Source organism: Nocardioides sp., from assembly GCF_035576065.1.
Lineage (GTDB): Bacteria > Actinomycetota > Actinomycetes > Propionibacteriales > Nocardioidaceae > Nocardioides.
This window is the reverse complement of record NZ_DATLWX010000031.1, coordinates 34,307-59,953: the sequence shown is the minus strand read 5'-3', so window position 1 is coordinate 59,953 and position 25,647 is coordinate 34,307. Positions and strand designations below refer to the sequence as shown.

Annotated in this window: 21 protein-coding genes; 17 read left to right on the top strand and 4 right to left on the bottom strand. The window is 70.6% G+C overall.

Translation table 11 applies throughout. The features are described 5' to 3' along the window. Positions 1–40: 40 nt before the first annotated feature. The 9 genes from VNJ48_RS15080 (at position 41) to VNJ48_RS15040 (ending at position 10,601) form a co-directional block, all read left to right on the top strand. A complete protein-coding gene (locus VNJ48_RS15080; RefSeq protein WP_325603521.1) occupies positions 41–748 on the top strand; it encodes a TIGR03936 family radical SAM-associated protein in 708 nt (235 codons plus the stop codon). Between the two features lie 370 nt (positions 749–1,118). After that, positions 1,119–4,355: an Rne/Rng family ribonuclease gene (locus VNJ48_RS15075; protein WP_325603519.1), complete on the top strand. Its 3,237-nt coding sequence runs from the start codon at positions 1,119–1,121 to the stop codon at positions 4,353–4,355. A 195-nt stretch (positions 4,356–4,550) separates the two neighbouring features. Beyond that, complete coding sequence (rplU, locus tag VNJ48_RS15070; RefSeq protein ID WP_297735044.1) at positions 4,551–4,862, top strand: 50S ribosomal protein L21; 312 nt, start codon at positions 4,551–4,553, stop codon at positions 4,860–4,862. A 46-nt stretch (positions 4,863–4,908) separates the two neighbouring features. Beyond that, entirely contained in the window at positions 4,909–5,163 is a 255-nt protein-coding gene (gene rpmA, locus VNJ48_RS15065; RefSeq protein WP_297735047.1) for a 50S ribosomal protein L27, read from the top strand. Positions 5,164–5,271: 108 nt separating this feature from the next. Beyond that, on the top strand, positions 5,272–6,828 hold the full coding sequence (gene obgE / locus VNJ48_RS15060; RefSeq protein ID WP_325603516.1) for a GTPase ObgE: 1,557 nt from the start codon (positions 5,272–5,274) through the stop codon (positions 6,826–6,828). Next, positions 6,825–7,967 carry a glutamate 5-kinase gene (gene proB, locus VNJ48_RS15055; RefSeq protein ID WP_325603514.1) on the top strand — a complete coding sequence of 381 codons (1,143 nt, stop codon included), beginning with the start codon at positions 6,825–6,827 and terminating at the stop codon, positions 7,965–7,967. The genes obgE and proB overlap by 4 nt, the downstream gene beginning before the upstream one ends. A 21-nt stretch (positions 7,968–7,988) precedes the next feature. After that, positions 7,989–8,774, top strand: a complete 786-nt coding sequence (locus VNJ48_RS15050; RefSeq protein WP_325603512.1) for an LLM class flavin-dependent oxidoreductase — start codon at positions 7,989–7,991, stop codon at positions 8,772–8,774. 187 nt (positions 8,775–8,961) lie between these two features. After that, positions 8,962–9,924: an endonuclease/exonuclease/phosphatase family protein gene (locus tag VNJ48_RS15045; protein ID WP_325603510.1), complete on the top strand. Its 963-nt coding sequence runs from the start codon at positions 8,962–8,964 to the stop codon at positions 9,922–9,924. Between the two features lie 23 nt (positions 9,925–9,947). Continuing rightward, the gene (locus VNJ48_RS15040; protein ID WP_325603508.1) at positions 9,948–10,601 is read left to right on the top strand and encodes a nucleotidyltransferase domain-containing protein; all 654 of its coding nucleotides are present in this window, start codon (positions 9,948–9,950) and stop codon (positions 10,599–10,601) included. Between the two features lie 17 nt (positions 10,602–10,618). Here VNJ48_RS15040 and VNJ48_RS15035 read toward each other — a convergent pair whose 3' ends face one another. Further along, entirely contained in the window at positions 10,619–11,857 is a 1,239-nt protein-coding gene (locus VNJ48_RS15035) for a hypothetical protein (RefSeq protein ID WP_325603506.1), read from the bottom strand. 95 nt (positions 11,858–11,952) lie between these two features. Between VNJ48_RS15035 and VNJ48_RS15030 the strand changes: the two genes are divergently transcribed. The 8 genes from VNJ48_RS15030 to VNJ48_RS14995 all read left to right on the top strand — a co-directional run bounded on the left by VNJ48_RS15030 (position 11,953) and on the right by VNJ48_RS14995 (position 22,621). After that, entirely contained in the window at positions 11,953–13,134 is a 1,182-nt protein-coding gene (locus VNJ48_RS15030) for a cysteine desulfurase family protein (RefSeq protein ID WP_325603504.1), read from the top strand. Then, positions 13,134–14,270 carry a tRNA 2-thiouridine(34) synthase MnmA gene (gene mnmA, locus VNJ48_RS15025; RefSeq protein WP_325603502.1) on the top strand — a complete coding sequence of 379 codons (1,137 nt, stop codon included), beginning with the start codon at positions 13,134–13,136 and terminating at the stop codon, positions 14,268–14,270. The genes VNJ48_RS15030 and mnmA overlap by 1 nt, the downstream gene beginning before the upstream one ends. Further along, on the top strand, positions 14,267–15,256 hold the full coding sequence (locus VNJ48_RS15020) for a methionine synthase (RefSeq protein ID WP_325603500.1): 990 nt from the start codon (positions 14,267–14,269) through the stop codon (positions 15,254–15,256). Before mnmA ends, VNJ48_RS15020 begins: the two co-directional genes overlap by 4 nt. Before the next feature lie 67 nt (positions 15,257–15,323). Continuing rightward, positions 15,324–16,616, top strand: coding sequence for an SWIM zinc finger family protein (locus VNJ48_RS15015; RefSeq protein ID WP_325603498.1), 1,293 nt, complete (start codon positions 15,324–15,326; stop codon positions 16,614–16,616). Continuing rightward, complete coding sequence (locus VNJ48_RS15010; RefSeq protein ID WP_325603496.1) at positions 16,613–18,109, top strand: DUF5691 domain-containing protein; 1,497 nt, start codon at positions 16,613–16,615, stop codon at positions 18,107–18,109. The genes VNJ48_RS15015 and VNJ48_RS15010 overlap by 4 nt, the downstream gene beginning before the upstream one ends. Beyond that, positions 18,106–19,194, top strand: a complete 1,089-nt coding sequence (locus VNJ48_RS15005) for an ATP-binding protein (RefSeq protein ID WP_325603494.1) — start codon at positions 18,106–18,108, stop codon at positions 19,192–19,194. The genes VNJ48_RS15010 and VNJ48_RS15005 overlap by 4 nt, the downstream gene beginning before the upstream one ends. A gap of 2 nt (positions 19,195–19,196) precedes the next feature. Beyond that, the gene (locus VNJ48_RS15000; protein WP_325603492.1) at positions 19,197–21,416 is read left to right on the top strand and encodes a DUF5682 family protein; all 2,220 of its coding nucleotides are present in this window, start codon (positions 19,197–19,199) and stop codon (positions 21,414–21,416) included. Next, positions 21,413–22,621, top strand: coding sequence for a VWA domain-containing protein (locus VNJ48_RS14995; RefSeq protein ID WP_325603491.1), 1,209 nt, complete (start codon positions 21,413–21,415; stop codon positions 22,619–22,621). The genes VNJ48_RS15000 and VNJ48_RS14995 overlap by 4 nt, the downstream gene beginning before the upstream one ends. Positions 22,622–22,641: 20 nt before the next feature. Here the strand turns inward: VNJ48_RS14995 and VNJ48_RS14990 are convergent, their stop codons facing one another. From VNJ48_RS14990 to VNJ48_RS14980, 3 genes are all read right to left on the bottom strand, one after another. Next, positions 22,642–23,259 (bottom strand): alpha/beta hydrolase, encoded by a 618-nt coding sequence (locus VNJ48_RS14990; protein ID WP_325603489.1) that lies wholly within the window; start codon positions 23,257–23,259, stop codon positions 22,642–22,644. 87 nt (positions 23,260–23,346) lie between these two features. Beyond that, the gene (locus tag VNJ48_RS14985; RefSeq protein WP_325603487.1) at positions 23,347–24,945 is read right to left on the bottom strand and encodes an MFS transporter; all 1,599 of its coding nucleotides are present in this window, start codon (positions 24,943–24,945) and stop codon (positions 23,347–23,349) included. Continuing rightward, the gene (locus VNJ48_RS14980) at positions 24,942–25,631 is read right to left on the bottom strand and encodes a TetR/AcrR family transcriptional regulator (protein ID WP_325603485.1); all 690 of its coding nucleotides are present in this window, start codon (positions 25,629–25,631) and stop codon (positions 24,942–24,944) included. The genes VNJ48_RS14985 and VNJ48_RS14980 overlap by 4 nt, the downstream gene beginning before the upstream one ends. Positions 25,632–25,647 lie beyond the last annotated feature (16 nt).

Below are 25,647 nucleotides of genomic sequence, written 5' to 3'. Positions count from 1 at the left end.
CCGGCGACGTCTCCGTCGCCGGCAGATAGCCTGTCGCGCCATGGCACGCAAGGACCCACCCCAGCAGCCGCCCCCGGTGCAGCGCCTGCGGGTGCGCTACGCCAAGCGCGGCCGCCTCCGCTTCACGAGCCACCGCGACTTCAGCCGCGCCTTCGAGCGAGCCGTCTTCCGCGCGCGCATCCCGATGGCGTACTCCTCCGGGTTCAACCCGCACCCCCGGATCTCCTACGCCGGGGCCGCGCCGACCGGGTCTGCCAGCGAGGCCGAGTACCTCGAGATCGCCCTGTCCGAGGTCCTGGTCCCCGCCGACGTGCACGCCGCCCTCGACGAGTCGCTTCCGCCGGGCCTTGACGTCCTGGAGGTCGTGGAGTCGCCCGGAGGGTCCTTGGCCGACCGCCTCGAGGCCAGCCGCTGGCAGATCGACGTCAACCTGCCGGCCGCGGCGGTGGGCACGGCCGTGGACGCCTTCCTCGCCGCGAGCGAGGTGCTCGTCGAGCGGATGACCAAGAAGGGCCTGCGTGAGTTCGACACACGTGGGGCCGTGCTGGCGCTCACGGCCGTCCCCGACGGCGAGGCGACCGCCATCCAGCTCGTGCTCCGTCACGGGGTGCCGTCCGTCCGCCCCGACGACGTGTTGACGGCGTTGACCTCGGTGTCCGGCCTGTCGCTCGGGGACGCGCCGCTGATGACGCGGATGGCTCAGGGACCGCTCGACGAGACCGGCACGATCGGCGACCCGCTCGTCTGATCGGCGTCTGATCGGCGGGTGGCACCGACCGTGTGGTACCGGTGATCGGGGGCGGGTGTGCGATACTCGCCAGGTTCGCCGGGGATGGTTCGCCATCCACGACGAGCCGACGACGTTCTCGCCGTACCCCCTCAAGGTCCGGCACGCCAGGTGAAGGTCGACACCAGTTCCGCGACGCGGCTCGCGCATCAGTGACAGTGATGCGCACCCAAGGCCCAGCGACCGCGGACGGGTGGCCGACGCGCATCAGGTGACGCGCACGCGGGGAGAGTCGCCGCCACACGAAGGCTTTGCGTCCGACGCCCTCCGGGCCTCGCGGCGCCGACACGGTTCCGGAGCTGATCCTCCGGTGGCCGGCAAGGAGAGCGCAATGCTCGACGACAACCCGAACGACACCCCCACCAGCACCCCCGAGTCGGATGACTCGTCACCCGTCGAGGCGAGTGCTCCGGCTCGCCCGGTGGTGAAGAGGACGACCCGCAAGGCGGCGACCCGCAAGACCGCCAGCCCGGCCTCCGCGGCTGCCGAGAGTGCAGTGATCCCGGAAGCGACCGCGCTGGCCGCCGAAGAGCCCGTGGAGACCCCCGCGGCTCCGACCGTGAAGAAGACCACGCGGACCCGGTCCAGCGCGACCAGGAAGACCGCCGCCAAGCAGGCTGACTCCGTCCAGGACTCGCTCCTGCCCGACTCTCCCGGCGACTCGACCAGCGGCGATGTCGAGGCCGCCGGTCCCGTCGTGAAGAAGACGAGCGCCAGGAAGGCAGCGGCCAAGACGCCCGCCGCCAAGAAGACGACGGCCAAGAAGACGGCCGCGAAGAAGACCAGCAAGAAGGCCGCCCCCGAGGGCGGCGCGCCTGAGGTCGACGTCGACGCCACCGCGACCGACACCGCCGCCCTCAACTCGCCGACGGCTGCCGCGCCGGTGCCGCTCTTCCAGGCACCCGTGGTCGCAACCCGGCGCACCCGTTCCAGCGCCAAGAAGGCCGCGAGCGCTCCCGTCGAGCCCGAGCCCACCGACGTCGAGCCCACCGACGACGAGGCCCTTGAAGCGCCGGACGGGACGACCGCCGACACCGCCGCTGACGCGTCAGCCGAGACGGCTACCGACAGCAGGCCCGCCAAGAAGACGACCACCAGGAAGCGGACCTCGGCCAAGAAGGCCGCAACTCCGGACCCCGACGCGGAAGGTGACGCTGCCGACGCGGCGGACACCGACGGGGACACCGACGGGGACACCGGCACCGACACCGACACCGACGGTGACAACGACGAGAACGGCGACGGCACCGGGCCGGCTCGCCGCCGCCGCCGTCGTGGGGGCCGTCGTCGTCGCAAGGGCGGCGAAGGCGGAGAAGGCCAGAACGGCGACTCCGACAGCGACTCCGAGGACGAGACCGACGACGACACCGAGGCCTCGGGCGCGTCAAGCAGCAGCGACGCGGACCAGAACGACCAGGGCGAAGGCACGTCGCGACGTCGCCGCCGTCGCCGCCGCGCGGGCGAAGAGGGTGCGGAGGAGAGCGACGAGGAGCCCAACACCGTCACCCGGGTCCGCAGCCGCCGCTCAGCCGAGGACCAGATCACCGCAGTCGCCGGATCGACCCGGCTCGAGGCGAAGAAGCAGCGCCGCCGCGAGGGCCGCGAGGCAGGGCGTCGTCGTGCCCCGATCGTCAGCGAGGCCGAGTTCCTGGCCCGCCGCGAGGCCGTCGAGCGGGTGATGGTGGTTCGTCAGCGCAACGACCTGACCCAGATCGCCGTCCTCGAGGACAAGGTCCTCGTCGAGCACTACGTCGCCCGCGAGTCGCAGACCTCCCTGATTGGCAACGTCTACCTCGGTCGGGTGCAGAACGTCCTGCCCTCGATGGAAGCCGCTTTCATCGACATCGGCAAGGGCCGCAACGCAGTGCTCTACGCCGGTGAGGTCAACTGGTCGGCGCTCGGCCACAAGGAGGGCCAGCCCCGCAAGATCGAGTCCTTCCTCTCGAGCGGTCAGTCGATCCTGGTGCAGGTGACCAAGGACCCGATCGGCCACAAGGGCGCGCGCCTGACCTCGCAGATCAGCCTGGCCGGTCGCTTCCTGGTCTACGTCCCGGACGGTACGACCAGCGGCATCTCGCGCAAGCTGCCCGACACCGAGCGCAACCGTCTCAAGACCCTGCTCAAGGAGATCGTCCCGGACACGGCCGGTGTCATCGTGCGCACGGCCGCCGAGGGTGCCAGCGAGGACGAGCTCACCCGCGACGTCGAGCGGCTCAGGGCCCGCTGGGAGGACATCGAGGCCAAGGTCGCCGCCAAGAGCGGCAACGCCCAGCTCCTGTACGGCGAGCCCGACCTGACCCTGAAGGTCGTCCGCGACCTCTTCACCGAGGACTTCTCCAAGCTGGTCATCGAGGGTCCCGACGCGTGGGACACCGTGCAGGGTTACGTCTCCCATGTCGCGCCCGACCTCGAGGAGCGGCTCGAGAAGTTCGAGCCCGCCACCGAGGGCCGTGACCGGGGCAAGGACATCTTTGCGACGTACCGCATCGACGAGCAGATCCAGAAGGGGCTCGACCGCAAGGTCTGGCTGCCCTCCGGTGGCTCGCTGATCATCGACCGCACCGAGGCCATGACGGTCGTCGACGTCAACACGGGCAAGTTCACCGGATCCGGCGGCAACCTCGAGGAGACGGTCACCAAGAACAACCTCGAGGCCGCCGAGGAGATGGTCCGTCAGCTCCGGCTGCGTGACATCGGCGGCATCATCGTCATCGACTTCATCGACATGGTGCTCGAGTCCAACCGCGATCTCGTCGTACGCCGCCTCGTGGAGTGCCTCGGTCGCGACCGCACCCGCCACCAGGTCGCGGAGGTGACGTCACTCGGCCTCGTCCAGATGACCCGCAAGCGGATCGGCACGGGACTGCTCGAGTCCTTCAGCACCGACTGTGAGCACTGCCAGGGCCGTGGCGTCGTGATCGTCAACGAGCCGGTCGAGCCCAAGAGCGACGAAGGCGACGGCCGGGGCGCTCGCCGTGGCCGCGGCCGCGGCCGTGGCGAGGGCCAGGACGACAGCTCCGGCGGCAACAACAAGCCAGCGGCCAAGAACAGCAACGGCAACACCAGCGCCCCGTCGCCCAAGGACGTTGCCGCGATGCCCCGTTCGGAGAAGGCCGAGGGCACCGACGTGCCCGACCAGGCTGACCAGACGGACGCACCGGTCGACGCCGAGCCCACCACACCGGTGGTGGATGCTCCGGTCGTCGAGGAGCAGGCTGTCGAGGAGAAGACAACCAAGGTCAAGGCCACGGAGGTCAAGGCCACGGAGGTCACGGCCACGGAGGTCAAGGCCCCCGAGGAAGAGTCCGCCCCGGCACCCGCCGAGGAGTCTGCGCCGGCCGAGCCGGTCACGGACGCAGAGCCGGAGAAGCCCCGGGTCGTGACGCGGACGCGTCGCCGCTCCGCGACCCGTCCGGCTGGCCCGCCTGCCGTCCCGTCTGCGGATGGGGCCGGTGCGGCGTCTGCTGGCGCCGACGGCCAGGCGGTCAACGGTTCGGGTGAGGCAGGCGACGAAGCGCCGCACGTGGAGCACGTCCCGATCAAGAAGAAGGGCACCCGGAAGCGCTGAAGTCCGCGGCGGTCGGGCTCGTTTTGACCGCGTTGGCCTCGGCGCCGTAAAGTCGCTCCTTGTGCGCCTCGGCGTATCCCTCCTCTCAGAACTGCGCTGACTACTCGTCGCGAGGCTTGAGCAGGACTCGAACCACACGTTTTTTCACCGTGCCAGTCTTTGGCAACCACAGGACCTGAGGAGAGTGAGTCCGCCGTGTACGCAGTTGTGCGCAGTGGCAGCAAGCAGCAGAAGGTTGCTGTCGGCGACGTCATCGAGATCGACAAGATGGACCTGAAGGCCAACGTGGTCGGCAGCACCCTGTCTCTCCCCGTCGTGATGGTTGTCGATGGCGAGACGGTCACCGCGACCGGGCTCGACAAGGCTGCCGTGACCGTCGAGATCCTCGGCGCCACCAAGGGCCCGAAGATCGTCATCCAGAAGTACAAGAACAAGACCGGCTACAAGAAGCGCCAGGGACACCGCCAGAAGTACACCCAGGTCAAGGTCACCGACATCTCCCTCTGAGCTCACGCTCGGAACTCTCCTGAACTGCTGACGAAGGACTGAACTCATGGCTCACAAGAAGGGCGCCGCGTCCACCAAGAACGGCCGCGACTCCAACAGCCAGCGCCTCGGCGTGAAGCGCTTCGGCGGCCAGGCCGTCAACGCGGGCGAGATCATCGTCCGCCAGCGTGGCACCCACTTCCACCCCGGTTCGGGTGTGGGTCGTGGTGGCGACGACACCCTGTTCGCCCTGATCGCCGGTGCCGTCGAGTTCGGCCGCAAGCGTGGCCGCAAGGTCGTCAACATCGTCCCCGGCGAGTGACGAAGCCTTAGCTTCCCGCACCACAGCTTGTGCGAAGGGCGTCCCTGGACTTCTGGGGTCGCCCTTCGTCCCATTTGCCAACGCAGAGACTCGCACCAGGAGCACCCCATGGCAGTACCCACCTTCGTCGACCAGGTGACGCTGCACATCAGCGCCGGCCGGGGCGGCAACGGTGTCGCGTCGGTCCACCGGGAGAAGTTCAAGCCCCTCGGGGGACCTGATGGCGGCAACGGTGGCCCGGGCGGGTCGGTGATCCTGCGGGTGGACCCGGATGTCACCACGCTGATCGACTATCACCACGGCAACAAGCGCAAGGCCGACAACGGGGGCCACGGTGCTGGCGCGCACCGCAACGGCGCCCACGGCGGCGATCTCGTCCTGCCCGTCCCCGACGGCACTCTGGTCAAGACGACCGACGGCGAGATCCTCGGCGACATGGTGGGGGCCGGCACCGAGATGGTGGTCGCCCGTGGCGGACGCGGCGGTCTCGGCAACGCCGCGCTGGCCAGCAGCAAGCGCAAGGCCCCGGGCTTCGCCCTCCTCGGTGAGCCGGGCGACGAGATCGAGGTCCGCCTCGAGCTCAAGGTGGTCGCGGACGTCGGGCTGGTCGGCTTCCCCAGTGCGGGCAAGTCGTCGCTGATCGCGGCGATGTCGCGTGCGCGCCCGAAGATCGCCGACTACCCGTTCACCACGCTGGTGCCCAACCTCGGCGTCGTACGCGCCGGCGACGTGACGTTCACCGTCGCTGACGTGCCCGGGCTGATCGAGGGCGCCGCCGACGGTCGCGGCCTCGGACACGACTTCCTGCGCCACATCGAACGCTGCGCCGCTCTCGTGCACGTGATCGACACCGCGACCATCGAGCCCGGCCGCAACCCCGTGGACGACCTCGACGTGATCGAGAACGAGCTGAGCCGCTACGGCGGCCTCGAGGACCGGCCCCGGCTGGTGGCGCTCAACAAGGTCGACGTCCCGGACGGCAACGAGATCGCCAGCATGGTCCGCGACGACCTCGAAGCGCGCGGCCACCGGGTCTTCCCGGTCAGTGCCGCGTCCGGCGAGGGGATGCCCGCCCTGATCTATGCGATGGGCGACATCGTCGGCCAGGCCCGCGCCGCCCGCCCCGCGGTGGAGACCACCCGCATCGTGCTCCGGCCCCCGGGCGCCGACAACGGTGGCGACTTCGAGGTCACCGAGTCGCCCGAGGGGTGGCGCGTGCGCGGCGAGAAGCCCGAGCGATGGGTGCGACAGACCGACTTCAGCAACGAGGAGGCCGTGGGCTTCCTCGCGGACCGTCTCACCCGGCTCGGCGTCGAGGCAAAGCTGGCCAAGATGGGGGCCCAGGAGGGCGACGCCGTGCTCATCGGCAAGCCCGACGACGCCGTGGTCTTCGACTTCAAGCCAGGCATCGAGGCCGGCGCCGAGATGCTCGGTCGCCGCGGCGAGGACGAGCGGCTGCGCGAGGAGCGTCCCTCCTCCACCCGACGCCGTGACATCCAGGAGCAGATGCCCGAGCGCTCGGAGACCGAGACGCGCGCAGACGTGGCCCGACGGATCGACCGCGCCGGCAAGGCTGCCGCGCCCAAGACGGTCACCAGCTCCGGCATCGGCCCCATGTCCTACGAGATCGGTTCCAAGGACGACCCTGACCGGGACGACGAGTGACCGATCGGGGGGCGTTGGATCGTGGCGCCCTCGTGGCGCAAGCGCGACGGGTCGTCGTCAAGGTGGGCTCGTCGTCGCTCACCACGGCCGACGGCGGCATCGACCCGGCGCGGATCCGGCACCTCGTCGACGTCCTGGCCGCGGCTCGCGGACGTGGCGTCGAGGTCGTCCTGGTCTCCTCCGGGGCCATCGCGGCGGGCCTCGCCCCGCTCGGGCTGACGAGGAGGCCGAGCGCCCTCGCCACCCAGCAGGCTGCGGCCTCGGTCGGTCAGGGTCTGCTGGTGCACCGCTACCAGGAGGAGCTCGCCCGCCACGGACTCGTGACCGGGCAGGTGCTGCTGACCGTCGACGACGTGATCCGGCGCGCTCACTATCGCAACGCCCACCAGACGTTCGCCAAGCTGCTGGAGCTCGGCGTGCTGCCGATCGTCAACGAGAACGACACGGTGGCGACCTCGGAGATCCGGTTCGGTGACAACGACCGGCTGGCCGCCCTCGTGGCCCACCTCGTGCATGCCGACCTGTTGGTCCTGCTGTCGGACGTCGATGGGTTGTACGACGGCCCGCCGACCCAGCCCGGTTCGACACTGATCCCGGCGATCCGGTCTGAGGACGACCTCGCCCGTGTCGACATCGGCTCCGCGGGGACCTCCGGTGTCGGGACCGGCGGCATGGCGACCAAGATCGACGCGGTCCGGATCGCCACGGGCGCCGGGATCCCGGTGATCCTCACGTCCGCGGACCAGGCCGCTGCAGCCCTCTCCGGCGCCGACGTGGGTACGGTCTTCCAGGTCACCGGCAAGCGCCGTCCGACGCGCCTGCTGTGGCTGGCCCACGCCACCGAGCCCAAGGGCTCGCTGGTGCTCGACCCCGGCGCGGTGGCGGCCGTCACCGAGCGCCGGGCGTCGCTGCTGGCAGCCGGCATCACCGCGGTGACCGGCGTCTTCAGCGCCGGCGACCCGGTCTCGTTGGTCGACCCGGAGCACCGACCCGTGGCCAGGGGGCTGGTCAACTTCGATGCCGATGAGCTACCCGGCCTGCTCGGACGCTCGAGCAAGGACCTCTCGCGTGAGCTCGGGTCGGCGTACGAGCGTGAAGTCGTGCACCGCGACGACCTGATCCTGCTCCAGGTGTACTAGGCCGTCGGCCATGATGTCCCCATGACCACGCGCCGGGGGCTCTTCGTGGCCCCCTTCGACCCCTTGGCCGACCCGCGGGTGATCGGCGACCTGGCTGCTGCAGCGGAGGCGGCCGGTTGGGACGGCTTCTTCGTCTGGGACCACCTGCAGTACGGCGAGCGCGTGGAGGCCATCGCCGACGTGTGGACCTGCTGCGCGGCTGTCGCTATGCGCACCGAGCGCCTGCTGTTCGGGTCGATGGTGACCCCCCTCGCGCGGCGCCGACCACAGGTCCTGGCTCGGCAGGCGGCCAGCCTGGCGGTGCTGTCGGGTGGCCGGTTCGTGCTCGGGCTGGGACTGGGAGACGACTGGGTGGGCGAGTTCAGCGCGTTCGGCGACGAGTCAGTGCCCCAGGTGCGCGGCGCGATGCTCGACGAAGGCCTCGAGGTCCTCACCTCGTTGCTCTCGGGTGCCCCGACCGACCACGACGGGGCTCACTACGCGGCGCGCGACGTCCGCTTCCAGCCGGCGCCGGCCGTGCCGATCTGGCTGGCCGGACGGTTCGGCAACCGTGCGCCCGTGCGCCGGGCAGCGAGGTACGACGGCTTCTTCGTCATCGGTCTGGACGGACCCGATGACCTCGACGCCGTGACCGCCGACTTGAGGGAGCACGCCGCGGCTCCGGGATTCGACGTGGTGGTCGACCTGCAGCCCGAGCAGGACCCGGAGGAGTGGACGGACTGCGGGGCGTCGTGGGTGCTGACCCGGATCGGACCGTTCGACCTCGACCTTGGTGAAGTCCGTCGGATCGTCGACGCCGGACCCTGAACAAGCCTGCTGGCGCGGATCGGCGCCCGAAGCTGAAGCTCGACGCACCTGCGTGGAGTTTCATGCTGAAGACAGGTCATGGACCTGAAGCTCGACGCGCCTGCGTGGAGATACGGGCTGGTCGACCTTTGTCTCGTCGAGCTGTGTCGGTCGTCGCTGAGCTGCCGCGCCCCGGTAGGTTCGCGGCGTGCAGGTGATCCGGGGGCTGGCCAGAGTCACGGTGGGCGCAGCGCTGCTGTGGGCAGGCGTGCTGACGGTGCTCCGGGTGCTGCAGCCCGAGGCGGGGACGTGGGTGCGCCTGGTGTCCTTCACGCCAGTGGCCCTTCCTGCCTGCCTGCTGGCGGCCATGTTGTTGCTGGCCGGTGCCCTGCGCCGCGAGCGTGCCTCGATCGGCGTGCTCGTGCTTGCCGTGGCGGGCGTCGCGCTGCACGCCTGGTGGTTGTCACCCTTCTACCTGGGTTCGGCGCCACAGCCCGCCGACGGTGCTGAGCGGATGACCGTCATGTCGGTGAACCTGCTCCACGGCGCGGCCGATCCCGTCCAGGTCGTCGAGGAGGTCTCCCGACGCGAGGTGGACCTTCTTGCACTGGTCGAGGTGACGCCTGAGGCGTTGAAGACCATGGACGCGGCCGGCTTCGCGGACCTGTTCCCCTATCGTGCTGGGACGGCGCAACCCGGCGTGAGGAGCACCACGATGCTGCTCTCCCGGACGCCACTGAGCGACATCGATCAGATCGGCACCAGGTTCGGCACGGTGGTGGCCGACGTGCAGCTCGACGCCGAGACGATCCGCGTCCTTGCGGTGCACCCGCGACCGCCGATCGGCAGCTCGGAGGACTGGCGCCTCGACCATGCCGCGATCGCCGAGTCCGCCCTCGACGCTGACCTGATGATGGGCGACTTCAACGCCACGCACGACCACGAGGTCATGATGTCGCTGCGCGACGCCGGGTTGCGCGCCGTGTCTGAGTCGACCAACAGCGGATGGCGCCCGACGTGGCCCATGAACGGCAAGGGGAGGTTGCCGTTGCCGCTGGTCCAGATCGACCACGTCCTCGTCGCCCGCAAGCTGGCTGCCCTTGAGGGTGAGGTCGTGGGGATCAACGGCACCGACCACGCGGCGGTCGTGGCCGAGCTGGGGTTGACCTGACCCACTCTCGGTAGGTTCGCGGGATGACAACGTGGGTGCCGAGCGCAGACGAACAAGCCGAGGAGATCTCCTTTCGCCGGTTGTACGGCGACTGGGACGCCCTCGACCCGGCAGGGGTCGCGGACTTCATGGCGCAATATCCCGGCGAGTGGTGGATCGTCGGAGGCTGGGCGATCGAGGCCTACACAGGGATCCCGCGTCAGCACGAGGACATCGACCTCGTCATCTGGCGCCGCGACCTGCCGCTGTTGCGTGAGCTCGTGGGGGACCGGCACCACATCTGGAGCGCCGGGAGCGGGGCTATCCGTCCCCTCAACGACGACTGGCCAGAACCCCACGACCAGGCGGGCCAGGTGTGGCTGCGCAACCACGCTGCAGCGCCCTGGTTCCTGGACTGCATCCTCAGTGAGGACGTGGACGGCCAGTGGCTCTCTCGCCGCGACCCGGAGCACGTGGCCCCCCTGGCGGACGTCACCTGGCTGGCGGACGACGGCATCCGCTACATGAAGCCCGAGGTGGTCCTGCACCACAAGGCGCGGCTGCTCCGCCCCAAGGACACCGCCGACCTGGTCACGACGTGGCCGCTGCTGGCCCGCGAGGCCCAGGCGTGGTTGCGCGGCGCCGTACACAAGGAGCGGGCGGACCACCCGTGGCTGACCGAGGCGATGGGGAGCTGACGTCAGCCGCCGGCAGCTCAGCCGGCCAGTGCCCAGGCGCGCGCGTCCTCGCCGAGCTGTCGGGTGGTCCGCCCGAGCTCACGGCGCACGATGTCGTCGATGTCCGCCTGGGACACGTAGCCGCTCCGCTCGAAGGCACGCATGAGGGACCACAACGTCTCGGGCCCTAGCGTCTCGGCGAGGAAGCTGCACACGAGGCTCGCCGAGTTGTAGTTGCGGGTGCTCCTGACCTCGTAGAACTTCCGGCCGGCGGCGAGGGGAAACGTGGTGTAGGAAACGGCGAGCTCGCGGAAGAAGTCCCGCACCCGGGCCGTCGGCAGGGAGCGCAACCCGAGGTATTCCGCACTGCCCTCGACGAGCCAGGTGGGGCTCGAGTCGTCGAGCCCGCCCAGCGCGGCGTGCCCCACCTCGTGGCGGATCAGGACACCACGGAAGGTGTCATCGGCGATCGCAGCGGGGTTGAGCGCGAGGCGGTAGGCAGCAATCCGCTCGGATCCCGGCTTCGTCGGCACGGGGAAGGCGACGCCACCCGTGCGGCTGACCTCCATCAGGCTCATCTTGTCGAGCGCGTCGACGTTCTCGATGGCATAGGCGACCACGCGATTGGACCATGGGGGTACGACGCCCTTGAGGTGGGCCACGGAGTCGCCCACGTCGGTCATGATCTCGTCGGCGGACTTCGCCGTGTTCGCGTCGAAGACCCCGAGCACTGAGTCCGTGGTGCGCACCTCGATCGCCGTGACGTCCCAGGGGGCCGGTCGCCAGCCACTGCGGGCGTCGCTCTGCACGTTGCGGTCAGCGGTCAACAGGACGTCGTCGCCGTTCGCCGAGAACCGGTAGACCATCGGCTGCGTGACGGGGTGCTCGTCGTAGCCCTCGAGCTGGAGGGCGAACTCCACCGGCAGCTGGTAGTCGCCGTCGGCAGAGATGCGGGTCATGTCGTCCTCGTCCCCGAGGCGGAGCCCGATCGTGGCGATCGGCAGGGCGGCGAGATTGTCGAACCATCGAGTCTGCGTCTCCAGGAACTCCGTCTCTCGCGGATCGACGGTCGCGATGAACGCGTCTCGGTCGCCCGAGCGCAGCGCATCGCTGCGCCTCTCGACCAAGGAGAGCGCGGCCGCGCGCAGGGCGGATTGTCCGTCCGCGCCAGCGCTGGCGGGGCTCTTCGACGCTGCGGGCTCCCCGCTTCCCTGGGTGCAACCGGCCACGAACATCAGCAGGAGAGTCGCGACCACGACCCGAGACATGTGCATCACGCCGTCAGGGTAGGGGAGCGTGGGGGCGTGTGGTGCAGTCCGTCCCCGTCGCGGAAAGCCGCTCGCACACACACCACGGATAGGCTTTGGCGGCCATGAACACTTCACGGGTCTATCTCGACCATGCCGCGACGACGCCGATGTTGCCGGCGGCGATCGAGGCGATGACCGCGCAGCTCGCGGCCGTGGGCAATGCCAACTCCCTGCATGCCTCCGGCCGCGGCGCCCGCCGGGTCGTGGAGGAGAGCCGCGAGACGATCGCGCGGTCACTGGGCTGCCGGCCGGGCGACGTCGTGTTCACTGCCGGCGGCACCGAGTCCGACAACCTCGCCCTCAAGGGCATCTTCTGGGCGCGTAGGGCGGCCGACCCCCGTCGGGTCCGCATCCTGTCCACCGCCATCGAGCACCACGCCGTCCTGGATCCCTTGAACTGGCTCGCGGAGGCGGAGGGGGCCGAGGTCGAGCTCCTCCCGGTCGACGATCGCGGCCGGCTGGTCGTGGCAGCGCTTCATGAGTCGATCGCGCGCGACCCCGAGACCGTCTCGCTGGTCTCGGTGATGTGGGCCAACAACGAGGTCGGCACGCTGCAGCCCTTGGACCTGGTCGTCGACATCGCGAGCGAGTACGACATCCCTGTCCACACCGACGCGGTGCAGGCGATCGGCGTGGAGCCCGTCGACTTCGCCGCCTCGGGGGTCGATGCCCTGAGCCTGACCGGGCACAAGGTGGGTGGGCCCTACGGCGTGGGTGCGTTGGTCGTACGCCGAGACCTGAAGGTCTCCGCCCTCGTGCACGGGGGTGGCCAGGAGCGAGACATCCGGAGCGGAACCCTCGACCCGCCGGCGATCGCCGGGCTGGCGGCCGCCATCGAGGCGTCGGTCAAGAACCAGGACCACCACGCCACCCGGCTCCGCGCCCTGCGCGATGAGCTCGTACGCCGCGTGGTCGAGGCCGTCCCGGACGCGCACCTCCACGGCGATCCCGTCCGGCGCCTGCCCGGCAACGCGCACATCGGCTTCCCGGGGTGCGAGGGCGACTCCATGCTGATGCTGCTCGACGCCCGCGGCATCGAGTGCTCGACCGGCTCGGCCTGCAGCGCCGGCGTGCCCCAGCCCTCGCACGTGCTGCTGGCGATGGGGTGCGACGACGACCAGGCCCGCCACTCGCTGCGGTTCTCGCTGGGACACACCACCACCGCTGCCGACATCGACGCCCTCGTCGAGGCGATCGGCCCCGTGGTCGAGCGAGCCAGGACGGCCAAGGCAGGCGTGCGCTGATGAGGATCCTCGCTGCCATGTCCGGCGGGGTGGACTCAGCCGTCGCCGCCGCCCGCGCCGCCGAGGCAGGGCACGACGTCACCGGCATCCACCTGGCTCTCTCGCGCAACCCGCAGTCCTACCGCACGGGCGCCCGGGGCTGCTGCACCATCGAGGACAGCAACGACGCCCGCCGCGCGGCCGACATCATCGGCATCCCGTTCTACGTGTGGGACCTCTCCGACCGGTTCCACGAGGACGTCGTCGAGGACTTCATGGACGAATACGCCGCCGGCCGCACCCCCAACCCGTGCCTGCGGTGCAACGAGAAAATCAAGTTCGCAGCCGTGCTGGACCGCGCACTCGCCCTCGGCTTCGATGCCGTGGCGACCGGCCACTACGCGCAGCTGCGCACAGGCCCCGACGGCCTGGTGGAGATGCACCGCGCCACCGACATGGGCAAGGACCAGTCCTACGTGCTCGGGGTGCTGACCCAGGACCAGCTGGCACACTCGCTCTTCCCGCTCGGCGACACCACCAAGGACGTTGTACGCCGCGAGGCCGCCGACCGAGGCCTGCTGGTCGCCGACAAGCCGGACTCCCACGACATCTGCTTCGTCGCCGACGGCGACACCACGGGGTGGCTCAAGGAGAAGCTCGGCGACCGCAACCCCAACGCCGGCGGTGACATCGTCGACGCGAGCTCTGGGGAGGTGCTGGCCCGGCACGACGGGACGGTCGGCTTCACGATCGGGCAGCGTCGCGGGCTGCGCCTCGGCACGCCCGCAGCAGACGGGAAGCCGCGCTTCGTCCTCGACATCGAGCCGGTCAGCGGCACGGTCTCGGTGGGACCGCGGGAAGGGCTGCGGATCGATCGGGTCTCCGGGATCAAGCCCCGGTGGTGCGGCACGGTGCCGTCGTTGCTCGACGGTCCGGATGTCACCGTGCAGCTCCGCGCCCACGGGCGCGAGCACCGAGCCGTCGTGCGCGTGGGTGTCGAGCACGACGTCGATGTCGTGGAGATCGAGCTCCTCGACCCGGCCGAGGGCATCGCGCCCGGGCAGGCCGCGGTGATCTACGAGGGGACCCGCGTCGTGGGCTCGGCCACGATCAGCGCCACGGCCCGAAGCGTTGCCCTCGACGGAGCGCCCTCATGACGATGGCCACGGGAGTGGGTTCCATGCCGGGCGAGGACGATCGGGAGTACGCCGAAGCGGTGCGGCTCTCGCTCGGAGAGCTCCCCGACCTGCCGTTCGTGCCCGAGGTCCCCGGCCGGGGACCGGGCGCCGGCATGACGGGTCGCACGCTCGGCGTCGTCGTCGGCATCGGGGTCGACCTCCAGCCCGCCGGCTGGCGCCTGACAGATGCGTCGGGGATCGACCACCGCCGCGCGCGCTCGCTGCTGGCCCAGGACCTCGACCAGGTCGAGGAGCAGGCCCAGGGCTATGCCGGCGCCTTCAAGACGCAGGTCACTGGACCCTGGACGCTGGCTGCCACCACTGAGAAGCCGCGCGGCGACAAGGTGCTGTCCGACCACGGCGCCCGTCGTGACCTCACCCAGGCGCTCGCAGAAGGCCTGCTGGGTCACGTCGCCGACCTCAAGCGCCGCCTGCCCGGCGTCGACCGGCTGATCGTGCAGGTCGACGAGCCGGCGTTGCCGGCGGTGCTCGCTGGCTCGATCCCTACGGCATCCGGCTTCGGGCGGCACCGCACCGTCCACCCGCCCGAGGCCTCAGCAGCCCTCGAGGTCGTGCTGGGTGCCATCGCCGAGGCAGGTGCCGAACCATGGGTGCACTCGTGTGCTCCCGGAGTGCCGTGGGGCCTGGTCGCCGGTGCCGGTGCCCGAGGGCTCTCGGTGGACCACGACGTGCTGGTCCCGCAGGACCTCGATGCGCTGGCGCAGGCGCTTGATGGTGGAGCCGTCGTCGCGCTCGGGATGGTGCCCTCGACCGACACCGGCGCCGTACCCTCCGAGACCGCGCTGACCGAGAGCGTGCTGCGCTGGCTGGACATGCTCGGCCTGGATCCGGCCGGGGTCCGTGAGCGACTGGTGATCACGCCGTCGTGCGGGCTGGCGGGCGCGTCGCCGGACTGGTCGCGCGAGGCGCTCGGCCTCGTGCGCGCGGTTGCCGGCAACCTGTAGGCGACACCTCGGCCGCCGCGCCGTGTCGTAGGGCACCTGCTTCGCTGACTGTCATGATGTGCCCGACATGACTCGGTGGACTCCTGAGCAGGTGGCCAAGCTGGCCCCCGACGCGGCGTCGCTGGCTGCTGCGCGAAAGCTGGCTGTGCCCGGACCGTGGTCGGACACCGGGAGCAACGACACCTTGGTCTGGGGCAAGTGCCAAGGGTCAGGCAAGACGCCGTACCAGACCAGCATCGACCTCAACGGCCCGGCGTTCCGTTGCTCGTGCCCGAGCCGCAAGTTCCCCTGCAAGCACGGGCTCGCGCTGCTGTTGCTGTGGGTGGACGGTTCCGGGACGATCGCTGACCAGGCCGACACCGCCGACTTCGCGAGCGACTGGGCCAGCCAGCGGGCGGAGCGCGCACGTCGGTCCACACAGGAGAAGAAGGCCGTCGACCCGGTCGCGCAGGCCAAGCGACGCGAGGACCGGATCGCGTTGATGAGTGCGGGCATCGAGGACTTCGCCCTGTGGCTCGGCGACCTCATGCGCAGCGGCTCCGCGACCGCCCGCAACCAGCCGACCGCGTGGTGGGAGAACACCGCTGCTCGGCTCGTCGATGCTCAGCTGCCGGGCCTCGCCGAGCAGGTCCGGACCATGAGCTCTGAGATCCACGGCCGCGCCGACTGGGCCGAGCACCTGCTGGTCGGCTGTGGTGAGTGGTGGACGATGACGCGTGCCTGGCTCGGTCGGGAGGGTCTCGACGACGATGCGTTGGGCGACCTGCGGGCGGCGCTGGGATGGGCGTACGCCAAGGAGGAGATCCGTCAGTCAGAGGCCGTCCAGGACAGCTGGCTGACGCTGGGGGCGCACCGCACCGAGGACGGGCGGCTGCAGCAGCAACGCACCTGGCTCTGGGGCGAGACCAGCCACGAGATCGTGCAGGTCCTGGACTTCGCGGCGGCCGGCCAGGCCCTGGCGGTGCCACAGGTCGTCGGATCGGTGATCGAGGCCAGCGTGGCTCGCTACCCGGGGACGACCGTGCGGCGAGCGACCTTCGTCACCGAACCGGTCGCCACCACGACACGCGGCGGACTGCCGGCGGGGACCGGGATACGCGCCGCAGTAGCGGCCGCCGCGCTGGCGCGTGGAGCCAATCCGTGGCTGCGACGCCTGCCCGTCGTTCTGAGTTCCGTGCGGGCTGCCCCGGCCTACGTCGTCGACCCGGACGGCGCCTCGCTCGGGCTCTCGGGCGACTCCGCCGGCTGGGACGTGCTCGCGCTGACGGGCGGCCACCGGGTCGACCTCTTCGGGGAGCTCGACTCGGGCACGCTCCGCCCGCTCTCGGTCGTGGTCGACGGGGAGCTGATCGGGCTGTGAGTGACGTCGACGCATGGTGGCGCGAGCTCACGACCGCTGCGCTCATCGGCACGTCGCGACGACCCGTGCCCGACCTTCCCGACCTCGGGTACGCCGCGCGGGCAGGCGCGTCGCCGGAGGTGCTCGCCCTCGATGCCGCCGCCCTCGGCGCCGCCCTCCGCCACGCGGGCCGACTGCCCCAGACCCGTCCGGAGACGGACGCGGCGCAGGCCGACAGTCGTCCGGTCGCCCCGGCCCGGGCTGTGCAGCTCCTCGACCTGGTCCTGGCACAGCCGCCCGCTGGCGCGCGGAACCGTTCGGCGCTGGTCGAGCACTGGCTGCGCACAGCCGACGAGGGTGGATGCCGCGTCCCCCATCGGCTGTTGCCGTCGATCCTCGACCTGGCCACCGAGCAGGGCTCTCTCCGCGGGCCAGCCCTGAAGTCGCTCGACGCGCGTGGACGCTGGCTTGCGGAGCTGAATCCCGTATGGGGCTGGGCACTGGGTGGCGACGGCTCTCCGGCAGACGCTGTCGAGGGGTGGACATTCGATTCGGCTCGCCTCGAGCGGGACTGGGACGAGCTGTCCAGCGTCGACCGAGGCGTCGCCCTGCAGGCCTGTCGACGGGTGGATCCGGGGGCGGCACGTGAGCTGGTGCTCACGTCCTGGGCCGTCGACGGCGCCAAGGACCGGCTGGCGAGCATCGCGGCCTTGCGGGTCGGTCTGGGTCCCGACGACGAGGAGCTCCTCGAGTCAGCCCTCGACGACCGGGCAGGCTCCGTCCGCGACACAGCGCAAGGACTCCTCGACGGGCTGCCGGGATCCAGGCGAGCCGAGCGCATGCGGGCGCGTCTTGTCCCCTTGGTCCGCGCGACCGGTCTGCTCAAGCGCGGTCTCGAGGTCGACCTGCCCGACGATCCCGACCCAGCCGGTGTTCGAGACGGCTTGGGCAAGCCGCCCGGCCGCCGGTCCCAGCGTGGGTGGTGGCTGGAGCAGCTGGCCGCCGGGGCGCCGCTGGCAGTGTGGACGGACATGAGTGGGGTGGGGGCCTCGGCGACGGTGGAGCGGCTGGCCGACGAGGACGCCCTGGCAGGCATCCGTCGGGCAACCGTGGCGCGGCGCGATGCCGAGTGGGCCACCGCGCTGATCGACAAGAGATGGGATCCCGCGTTGCTGGCGGTCATCGGGCACGTCGAGCGCGAACGCATCGTCGCGAAGAGGTTGTCGCCCAAGCTGAAGCCGGGCGAGCTGACCCAGCTCGTCGAGGCGCTGCCCGGACCCTGGAGCAGCGAGGTCAGTCGCGACGTCGTCCGGGCGCTGGCCCAGCAGGAGGACCCGTTGCACGTACTGTCCGCGTCCGGGTCGCGGTTGGCCGAAAACCTGCACCCCGACACCGTCAGCGACCTCACGCGGTGGCTCGAGCGCAAGGGCCATCCCAGCGGGGTCGAGACCCGGCTGCGCAACCTCATCCAGTTCCAGTCCGTCAAGAGCTCGATCACGGAGGCATTCAGATGACCGACACCACCCACGTCCTGCGAGCTCACGCAGAGGATGCCTACGCTGCGGAGCTGACTGCCCTGGCCGCGGTCGACGACAAGCCCCGTCCACCCGAGTGGCTGCTCTCGCCGTGGGCGGTGACGACCTACCTCCTGGGCGGCACCCTCGTGGACGGCACGGAGATCTCGCCGAAGTATCTCGGGTCCCGCCGTCTGATGGAGGTGGCGGTCGCGTCGCTGGCCACCGACCGGGCGCTGCTCCTGCTCGGCATCCCGGGGACGGCCAAGACCTGGGTCAGCGAGCACCTGGCCGCGGCGATCAGCGGCTCGTCGCAGCTGGTGGTGCAAGGCACCGCGGGGACCCCGGAGGAATCCCTGCGCTACGGCTGGAACTACGCCCGGCTGCTCGCCGAGGGTCCGAGCCGGGCAGCGATCGTGCCGAGCCCGGTGATGCGGGCGATGGAGCTCGGCACCCTGGTCCGCATCGAGGAGCTGACCCGCATCCCGGCGGACGTCCAGGACTGTCTGATCACGGTGCTGTCTGAGAAGCACCTGCCCATTCCGGAGCTCGACGACGAGGTGCAGGCGCGGCAGGGCTTCAACGTGATCGCCACGGCCAACAACCGCGACAAGGGCGTCAACGACCTGTCGTCGGCGTTGAAGCGGCGGTTCAACACGCTGGTCCTGCCGCTGCCCGACACCCTCGAGCAGGAGGTCGAGATCGTACGCACGAGGGTGGCCGCACTCGGCCGGTCGCTGCAGCTGCCTGCCGAGCTCGAGTCGCTCTCGGAGATCGAGCGGGTGGTCACGATCTTCCGCGAGCTGCGCTCGGGCGTGACGGCCGACCAGCGTACGACGATCAAGTCGCCGTCGGCGACGCTCTCGACCGCGGAAGCGATCTCGGTGATGACCAACGGGGTCGCTCTCGCTGCCCACTTCGGCGACGGGGTCGTGCGTGCCGACGACATCGCCGCGGGGCTCGTCGGCGCGATCATCAAGGACCCGGTGCAGGACCGGGTCGTGTGGCAGGAATACCTCGAGACGGTCGTCAAGGACCGCAAGCCGTGGACCGACCTCTATCGCGCCTGCCGCGAGCTCGGCTGATCGTGACCGAGTCGCTCGTCGAGGTCCTCGGCATCCGACACCACGGCCCGGGGTCTGCCCGGTCGGTGGCGGCTGCCCTCGAGGAGCTGCAGCCCGATCTCGTGCTGATCGAGGGAGCCCCTGAGCTCGACGCACTGGTCGCGTTCGCTGCTGACCCCGAGCTCGTGCCCCCCGTCGCGGGACTCGTCTATGCCGTCGATGCACCCCGGCGCTCGCTGTTCTATCCCCTCGCTGTCTTCTCGCCCGAGTGGGTCGCGCTGCAGTGGGCCATCCGCAACGGTGTGGACGCCCGGTTCGCGGACCTCCCGGCCGCCCACCTGTTGGCGGAGGCGGCCGATGAGGCTGCCGACGCCGCGACGAACCCACCTCGTCGCCCCGACCCGATCGCGATCCTGGCCGCGACCGCGGGGTACGACGATGCCGAGCGCTGGTGGGAGGACGCCGTGGAGCACCGTCGCTCCTCGACCCTGCAGCGCTTCGCGGTCCTACGCGAAGCCATGGCGCAGCTGCGTGCTGAGGGCGAGCCGGATCGCGAGAACGAGCTCCGCGAAGCTGCGATGCGCCGTGTCATCAGGACGGCCCAGAAGGCGGGCGCCGAGCGGATCGCCTTCGTCTGCGGCGCGTTCCATGCGCCAGCCGTGCATCCGTCAACGTGGCCACCGGCGTCGGCGGACAACAAGCTGCTGGCCGGATTGTCGAAGGCGAAGGTCTCGGCCACATGGGCTCCGTGGACGGCCGGTCGGCTCGCCGCTGCCAGTGGGTACGGCGCCGGCGTCGCCTCTCCCGGGTGGTACCAGCACCTCTTCGTCACCCCCGACGAGACCGTGGTCGCCAGCTGGCTGGTCAAGGTGGCCCATGCGCTGCGCAGCGAGCGGCTCGACGCATCACCGGCGGCGGTGGTCGAAGCCGTGCGCCTGGCGGAGGCACTGGCCGCCGTACGCGGCCGACCCTCGGTCGGCATCGACGAGCTCCAGGACGCCAGTCGCGCGGTGCTGTGCGACGGCTCCGACCTGCCGCTCCAGATGATCGGTCGCGCCCTGCTCGTGGGTGAGGAGTTGGGCCGGGTGCCGGCCTCCACACCCATGGTGCCGCTCGCCAGCGACCTGGTGCGTCACCAGAAGTCGCTGCGGCTGAAGCCGACCGCGAGCCAGACGGTCATCCAGATCGACCTGCGCAAGGAGGCGCAGCTGGCCCGGTCGGTCCTGCTGCACCGGTTGCTGCTGCTGGGGATCGAGTGGGGCCACCAGGTCGACGCAGGACGAAGCACCGGCACGTTCAAGGAGGCCTGGCAGCTGGAGTGGCAGCCAGAGCTGGCAGTGGCAGTGATCGAGGCCAGCGTGCATGGCAACACGGTGATCAGCGCGGCCGAGTCACGAGTCACCGAACGAGCCGAGGTGGCCGAGGACCTGACAGCCCTGGCGTCCCTCATCGAACAGTGCCTGCTCGCTGAGCTGCCGGGGGGCTTGGCCAGCGTCGTGCACACGCTCGCGGAGCGGACCGCTCGCCAGCACGACGCCCTGGGCCTGCTCACCACGATCGAGCCGCTCGCCCGCACCTGTCGGTACGGCGACGTGCGCGGCGCGGACACCGACGAAGTGCACCACGTCCTCCGGACCGTCGTCGTGCGGGCCGCACTCGGACTCGCAGGCGCGTGCTCGGCCCTCGACGACGACGGGGCTGAGGCGCTGCGCGGCGCCATCGAGGGTGCTCACCGAGGCATCACCCTGCTGGACGACCCAGAGCTCACCACCCCGTGGCTTCGTGCGCTGCACGGGATCGCGCCCGTCGACAGCGTGCACGGCTCGGTGTCGGGCCGGGTCAACCGGATGCTGCTGGACGGGGCGCAGCTCACCGCCGAGGAGGCAGGCAGCCGCCTCAGTCGCCGCTTGTCCCATGGCGCTGACGCCCCTGCGGCAGCGGCCTGGCTCGACGGGTTCCTCTCCGGAGAGGCGCTCCTGCTCCTGCACGACGAGGCGCTGCTCCGGATCATCGACGACTGGGTCGCCGGCATCAACGAAACCACCTTCGAGGATCTGCTGCCGTTGTTGCGCAGGACCTTCTCCCGGTTCGAGCCACCCGAGCGGCGCCAGATCGGTGAACACCTCCGCCACCGCGGCGCCGCGAGCCGGGAGTCGGCATCGTCGGCCGCCCTTGACCTCGACCAGGCCGCGCCGGCCGTCGCCCGCGTCGCCGCACTGCTCGGACTGGAGGCATCTCGATGAGCGAGGCGGAGAGCAACGAGCGCGATCGGCTGACGCGGTGGAGGTTGGTGCTGGGCGGCAACGAAGCCGACGGCATCGGTCAGGGAACGGACGGGAGCGGGGGCGTCGCCCTGAGCGCCGCAGACGCGAAGCGCGACGCAGCGCTGAGCGACCTCTACGACGGCAGACGCCGGGCCGGTCTGGGCAGCTCAGCGCCCAAGGTCGCTCGCTGGCTGGGCGACATCCGCAGCTACTTCCCCTCCAGCGTCGTCCAGGTGATGCAGACCGACGCGATGCACCGGTTGGGCCTGAGCCAGCTGCTGCTCGAACCCGAGCTCCTCAAGGCTGTCCAACCGGACATCAACCTGGTCTCGACGCTCATCGGGCTGGGCCGCGTGATCCCCGAGCACTCCCGGGAGACGGCCAGGGCCGTTGTCCGAGCGGTGACCGACCAGCTCGAGGAGCGCCTCCGCGCCAAGACGGTGCAGTCCATCAACGGCGCCCTCAACCGCGCCGCGCGGACCCGGCGTCCCAAGCTCGCCGACGTCGACTGGAACCGCACCATCGCCGCCAACCTCAAGCACTACCAGCCCGAGTACAAGACGATCGTGCCCGAGCGGCTCGTGGGGTTCGGGCGACGTACGACCCAGGTCGAGCGGCAGATCATCCTCTGCATCGACCAGTCCGGCTCGATGGCGGAGTCGATCGTGTTCTCGTCCGTCTTCGGGGCTGTGCTCGCCTCCCTGCGTTCGGTCTCCACCCGGCTGGTCGTCTTCGACACGGCGGTGGTCGACCTCACCGACGAGCTCGAGGACCCGGTCGACATCCTCTTCGGCGTGCAGCTCGGCGGAGGCACCGACATCAACCAGGCGCTGGCCTACTGCCAGGGCCTGATCGCGGCTCCGAACGACACCGTGCTGGTGCTGATCAGTGACCTCTACGAGGGAGGGATAGCCGACGACATGCTGCGTCGCGCCGCAGCGATCGTCGGGTCGGGCGCGACGATGATCGCCCTGCTCGCGCTGAGCGACTCGGGGCGGCCCTCGTTCGACGCCGACCATGCAGCAGCGCTGGCCGGGATCGGGGTGCCCGCGTTCGCGTGCACGCCCGACCAGTTCCCCGACCTGATGGCCGCTGCCATCGAGCGACGGGACATCAACGCCTGGGCCGCCGCGAACGACATCGTCACCTCGCACACCGAAAGCGGCTCGACGCACAGCTCCTAGGCACGGAGCGTGCGCGGGGATCAGTCGGTCAGCACACCCAGGCTGGCGCTGAGCGCGACTGCGTTCCAGGCAGCGGAACCCTTGAGCATGTAGTGCCCGACCGGTCCCATGTCGTGCATCTCCGCGCTGCTCGCGACGGTGCGGGCGCGTTCGACGTACGCCGCAGTGGCCTTGAACGACGTGATCCGGTCGCGACGACCGTGTGCGACCACGAGGTCGCGGCCGGCGAGGGCGTCGATGCTCTCGCCCCCGGGCAGCCAGGGGGCGAGCCCCACGACGCCACGCACCTGTGGGTCGTCGGCCACGTGCACCGCAACGCGGGCGCCCATCGAGTGCCCGAGCAGGGTGATGGGCACGCCGGGGTGCTCGGAACGGACCTGGTCGAGGGCCCAGCGAGCATCGGCGATGCGGTCGCGACCACCGTTCCATCCACGCTGGCGGTAGCGCAGCAACCAGACGCTCAGGTCGTCCTCATGAGCGGCCGGGGCGATCGAGCGTTGCATGGCCAGGGACCGTTTCCACGACAGGCTGCGGCCGTCCACGTCTTCCTTGGAGCGGTCCTTGCCGCCGTGGAACATCAGGATGAGCCCACGCGTGGTCTCGGGGGCGTCGTGCTTGGACAAGATCGGATCGCTCACATGGATTCCTTCGGAGCCGAGGACCAGCACGGATGGGTACGCCGACCCGCCTGAGACTTCAGGCGGGCCGGCGTGGTGGAGAGCGACTCAGCCGACGTGCACGCCCTCCGGGCTGTCGGTGGCGAGCTCCTCGTGCTTGACGTCGAGGAACACCCAGATCACCACGGAGGCCGCGAGCATCAGGAAGGCACCGACGAGGAACGCCTGCGTCGAGCCCTCGGTGAAGATCTGCTGCTGGGCGATCCGCTGGAAGGCCTCCAGCTGCTCGGGGGAGGGCTGGGGCCCGCCCGCCTGGGCGCCGGCTTCGGCGAGCTCCTTGCCCCGATCGGTGAACGTCTGGGTGGCCACCGTCGCCAGCACGGCGAGGCCGAGCGCGCCGCCGACCTGCTGAGCGGTGTTGAGGACGCCCGAACCGATGCCGGACTCCTCCGAGCGGAGGTGGTGGACGGCGGTCAGGGTGACGGGTACGAACGTGAGCCCCATGCCGAAGGCCATCAGCGTGATGTAGGGCAGGAGGTCGGTGACGTAGGTGCCGGTGACGGCCTCCGCCGGGAAGGTCGTGTCGAAGGGCAGCCTCGAGAAGCCGTACAGCGAACCCGCGGCGATCAAGGTGCCGACACCGGAGATGTAACGGGGGTCGATCCGGTTGACGAGGTTGGAGGCCAAGCCCGCGCCGACGACGATGCCGACCGTGAACGGCAGGAACGCGACGCCGGCCTTGAGCGGGCTGTAGCCCATGACGTTCTGGATGTACTGGCTGAGGAAGAAGAACATCGCGAACATGGCGGCGGGAGCGAGGAACATCGCCACGAAGCTGGCAGCGCGGGTCCGGTTGGTGAAGATCCGGAACGGCAGCAGCGGGTGCTTGACCCGGGTCTCGACCACGACGAACAGAGCCAGCAGCGCGACGCCGGCGACCAGGCTCGCCACGGTCCAGGTGTCGGACCAGCCCTCGGTGCCGGCCCGGGAGAGGCCGTAGACGACGCCGAGGAGTCCCAGGGTGCCGGTGACGGCGCCGGGCAGGTCGAGCTCGCCCTCGTGAGACTCCGACTCGTTGAGGAAGCGCGGCGAGAGCAGGGCCGCGACGATGCCGATCGGGACGTTGATCAGGAAGGTCAGGCGCCAGCCGTCGATGACCACGCCGAAGAGCTCGGGGGAGGTCCCGGTGAGCCAGCCACCGAGGATGAGGCCGACGGCCGCACCGGCGCCCGACATGGCGGCGTACACCGCGAACGCCCGGTTGCGAGCCGGGCCTGCCGGGAAGGTCGTGGTGATGAGCGCGAGCGCGGCGGGTGAGGCCAGCGCGGCGCCGAGGCCCTGGAGTCCGCGAGCGGCGAGCAGGAGCGGCTCGTTGGTGGCCAGTCCGCCCAGGAGCGAGGCGATGGCGAAGACGACGAGGCCGATGATGAAGATCCGACGGCGGCCGTAGAGGTCGGCGAGCCGTCCACCCAGCAGCAGCAGGCTGCCGAAGGCCAGGGCGTAGCCGGTGACGATCCACGACAGGTTGGCGTCGCTGATGTCCAGATCCTTCTGGATGTAGGGCAGCGCGATGTTCGCGATGGTGGCGTCGAGCACCACCATCAGCTGGGCGATCGAGATCAGGACGAGCGCCCAGCCGAGGTTGAGCTCGCGTTGGGGCGCGGCCACCGCCTCGGGCGGGGGAGCGGTGCTGTCGATGTTGGTCATGAGGTTCCTTCGTGCTCGGCGTGCGGATGTGTCTTCGTGGGTTCGTGGTCTGAGGTTGTCGGCAGATGCGGACAGGTTGTGGCCGGAATGATGATCTGGTCGATCACTTGGGCGATGAGCTCGGGCGTTGCTTCCTCGCCGAGCATGAAAACCCGGTGCAGGACGATGCCCGGCAGGGCGGGGGCGAGCAGGCTCACGTCGACGCCCTCGGCGATCTCCCCGCGCGCCCGGGCGCGTTCGAAGACGGCCCGGGAGGCAGCGACCTTGGGGCCGATGAAGTCGCGGCGGTAGGTCTCGGCGAACTCCTCGTCGCGCGCCATCGCGGTGACCACGGCGGCCATGACGGCGAGGTTGCGGGGGTCGCGGAAGCCGCCCAGGGCGCAGTGCAGAGCGACCAGGTCGCCCCGGAGGCTGCCGGTGTCCGGCACGGGCCCGGACGACTTCTGGGAGCAGACGGAGTCGACGACCAGCGCCTGCTTGGTGCTCCAGCGTCGGTAGAGCGTCGCCTTGCTGGCCTTCGCGCGGGTGGCGACGGCGTCCATGGTGAGCCGGTCGTAGCCGACCTCGGCCAGGACGTCGAGCGTGGCGTCGAGGATCTCCTGCTCGCGGTCCCCCTCGACGCGCGGTCGGCTGGCCTGTCCGTCGGGGGAGGCATCGGTGGACGCGTCCGGTGTGAGTGGGGTCATGGCGGCGTCCTTCCTG

Bases quoted from the DNA above. Each gene is read 5' to 3' on its own strand.
- VNJ48_RS14995 (WP_325603491.1), top strand. From the start codon at position 21,413: ATGAGCGAGGCGGAGAGCAACGAGCGCGATCGGCTGACGCGGTGGAGG.
- obgE (WP_325603516.1), top strand. From the start codon at position 5,272: ATGGCAGTACCCACCTTCGTCGACCAGGTGACGCTGCACATCAGCGCC.
- VNJ48_RS15050 (WP_325603512.1), top strand. From the start codon at position 7,989: ATGACCACGCGCCGGGGGCTCTTCGTGGCCCCCTTCGACCCCTTGGCC.
- VNJ48_RS15030 (WP_325603504.1), top strand. From the start codon at position 11,953: ATGAACACTTCACGGGTCTATCTCGACCATGCCGCGACGACGCCGATG.
- VNJ48_RS14980 (WP_325603485.1), bottom strand. From the start codon at position 25,631: ATGACCCCACTCACACCGGACGCGTCCACCGATGCCTCCCCCGACGGA.
- VNJ48_RS15005 (WP_325603494.1), top strand. From the start codon at position 18,106: ATGACCGACACCACCCACGTCCTGCGAGCTCACGCAGAGGATGCCTAC.
- mnmA (WP_325603502.1), top strand. From the start codon at position 13,134: ATGAGGATCCTCGCTGCCATGTCCGGCGGGGTGGACTCAGCCGTCGCC.
- VNJ48_RS15015 (WP_325603498.1), top strand. From the start codon at position 15,324: ATGACTCGGTGGACTCCTGAGCAGGTGGCCAAGCTGGCCCCCGACGCG.
- VNJ48_RS15040 (WP_325603508.1), top strand. From the start codon at position 9,948: ATGACAACGTGGGTGCCGAGCGCAGACGAACAAGCCGAGGAGATCTCC.
- rpmA (WP_297735047.1), top strand. From the start codon at position 4,909: ATGGCTCACAAGAAGGGCGCCGCGTCCACCAAGAACGGCCGCGACTCC.
- VNJ48_RS15075 (WP_325603519.1), top strand. From the start codon at position 1,119: ATGCTCGACGACAACCCGAACGACACCCCCACCAGCACCCCCGAGTCG.
- VNJ48_RS15020 (WP_325603500.1), top strand. From the start codon at position 14,267: ATGACGATGGCCACGGGAGTGGGTTCCATGCCGGGCGAGGACGATCGG.
- VNJ48_RS15080 (WP_325603521.1), top strand. From the start codon at position 41: ATGGCACGCAAGGACCCACCCCAGCAGCCGCCCCCGGTGCAGCGCCTG.
- VNJ48_RS14985 (WP_325603487.1), bottom strand. From the start codon at position 24,945: ATGACCAACATCGACAGCACCGCTCCCCCGCCCGAGGCGGTGGCCGCG.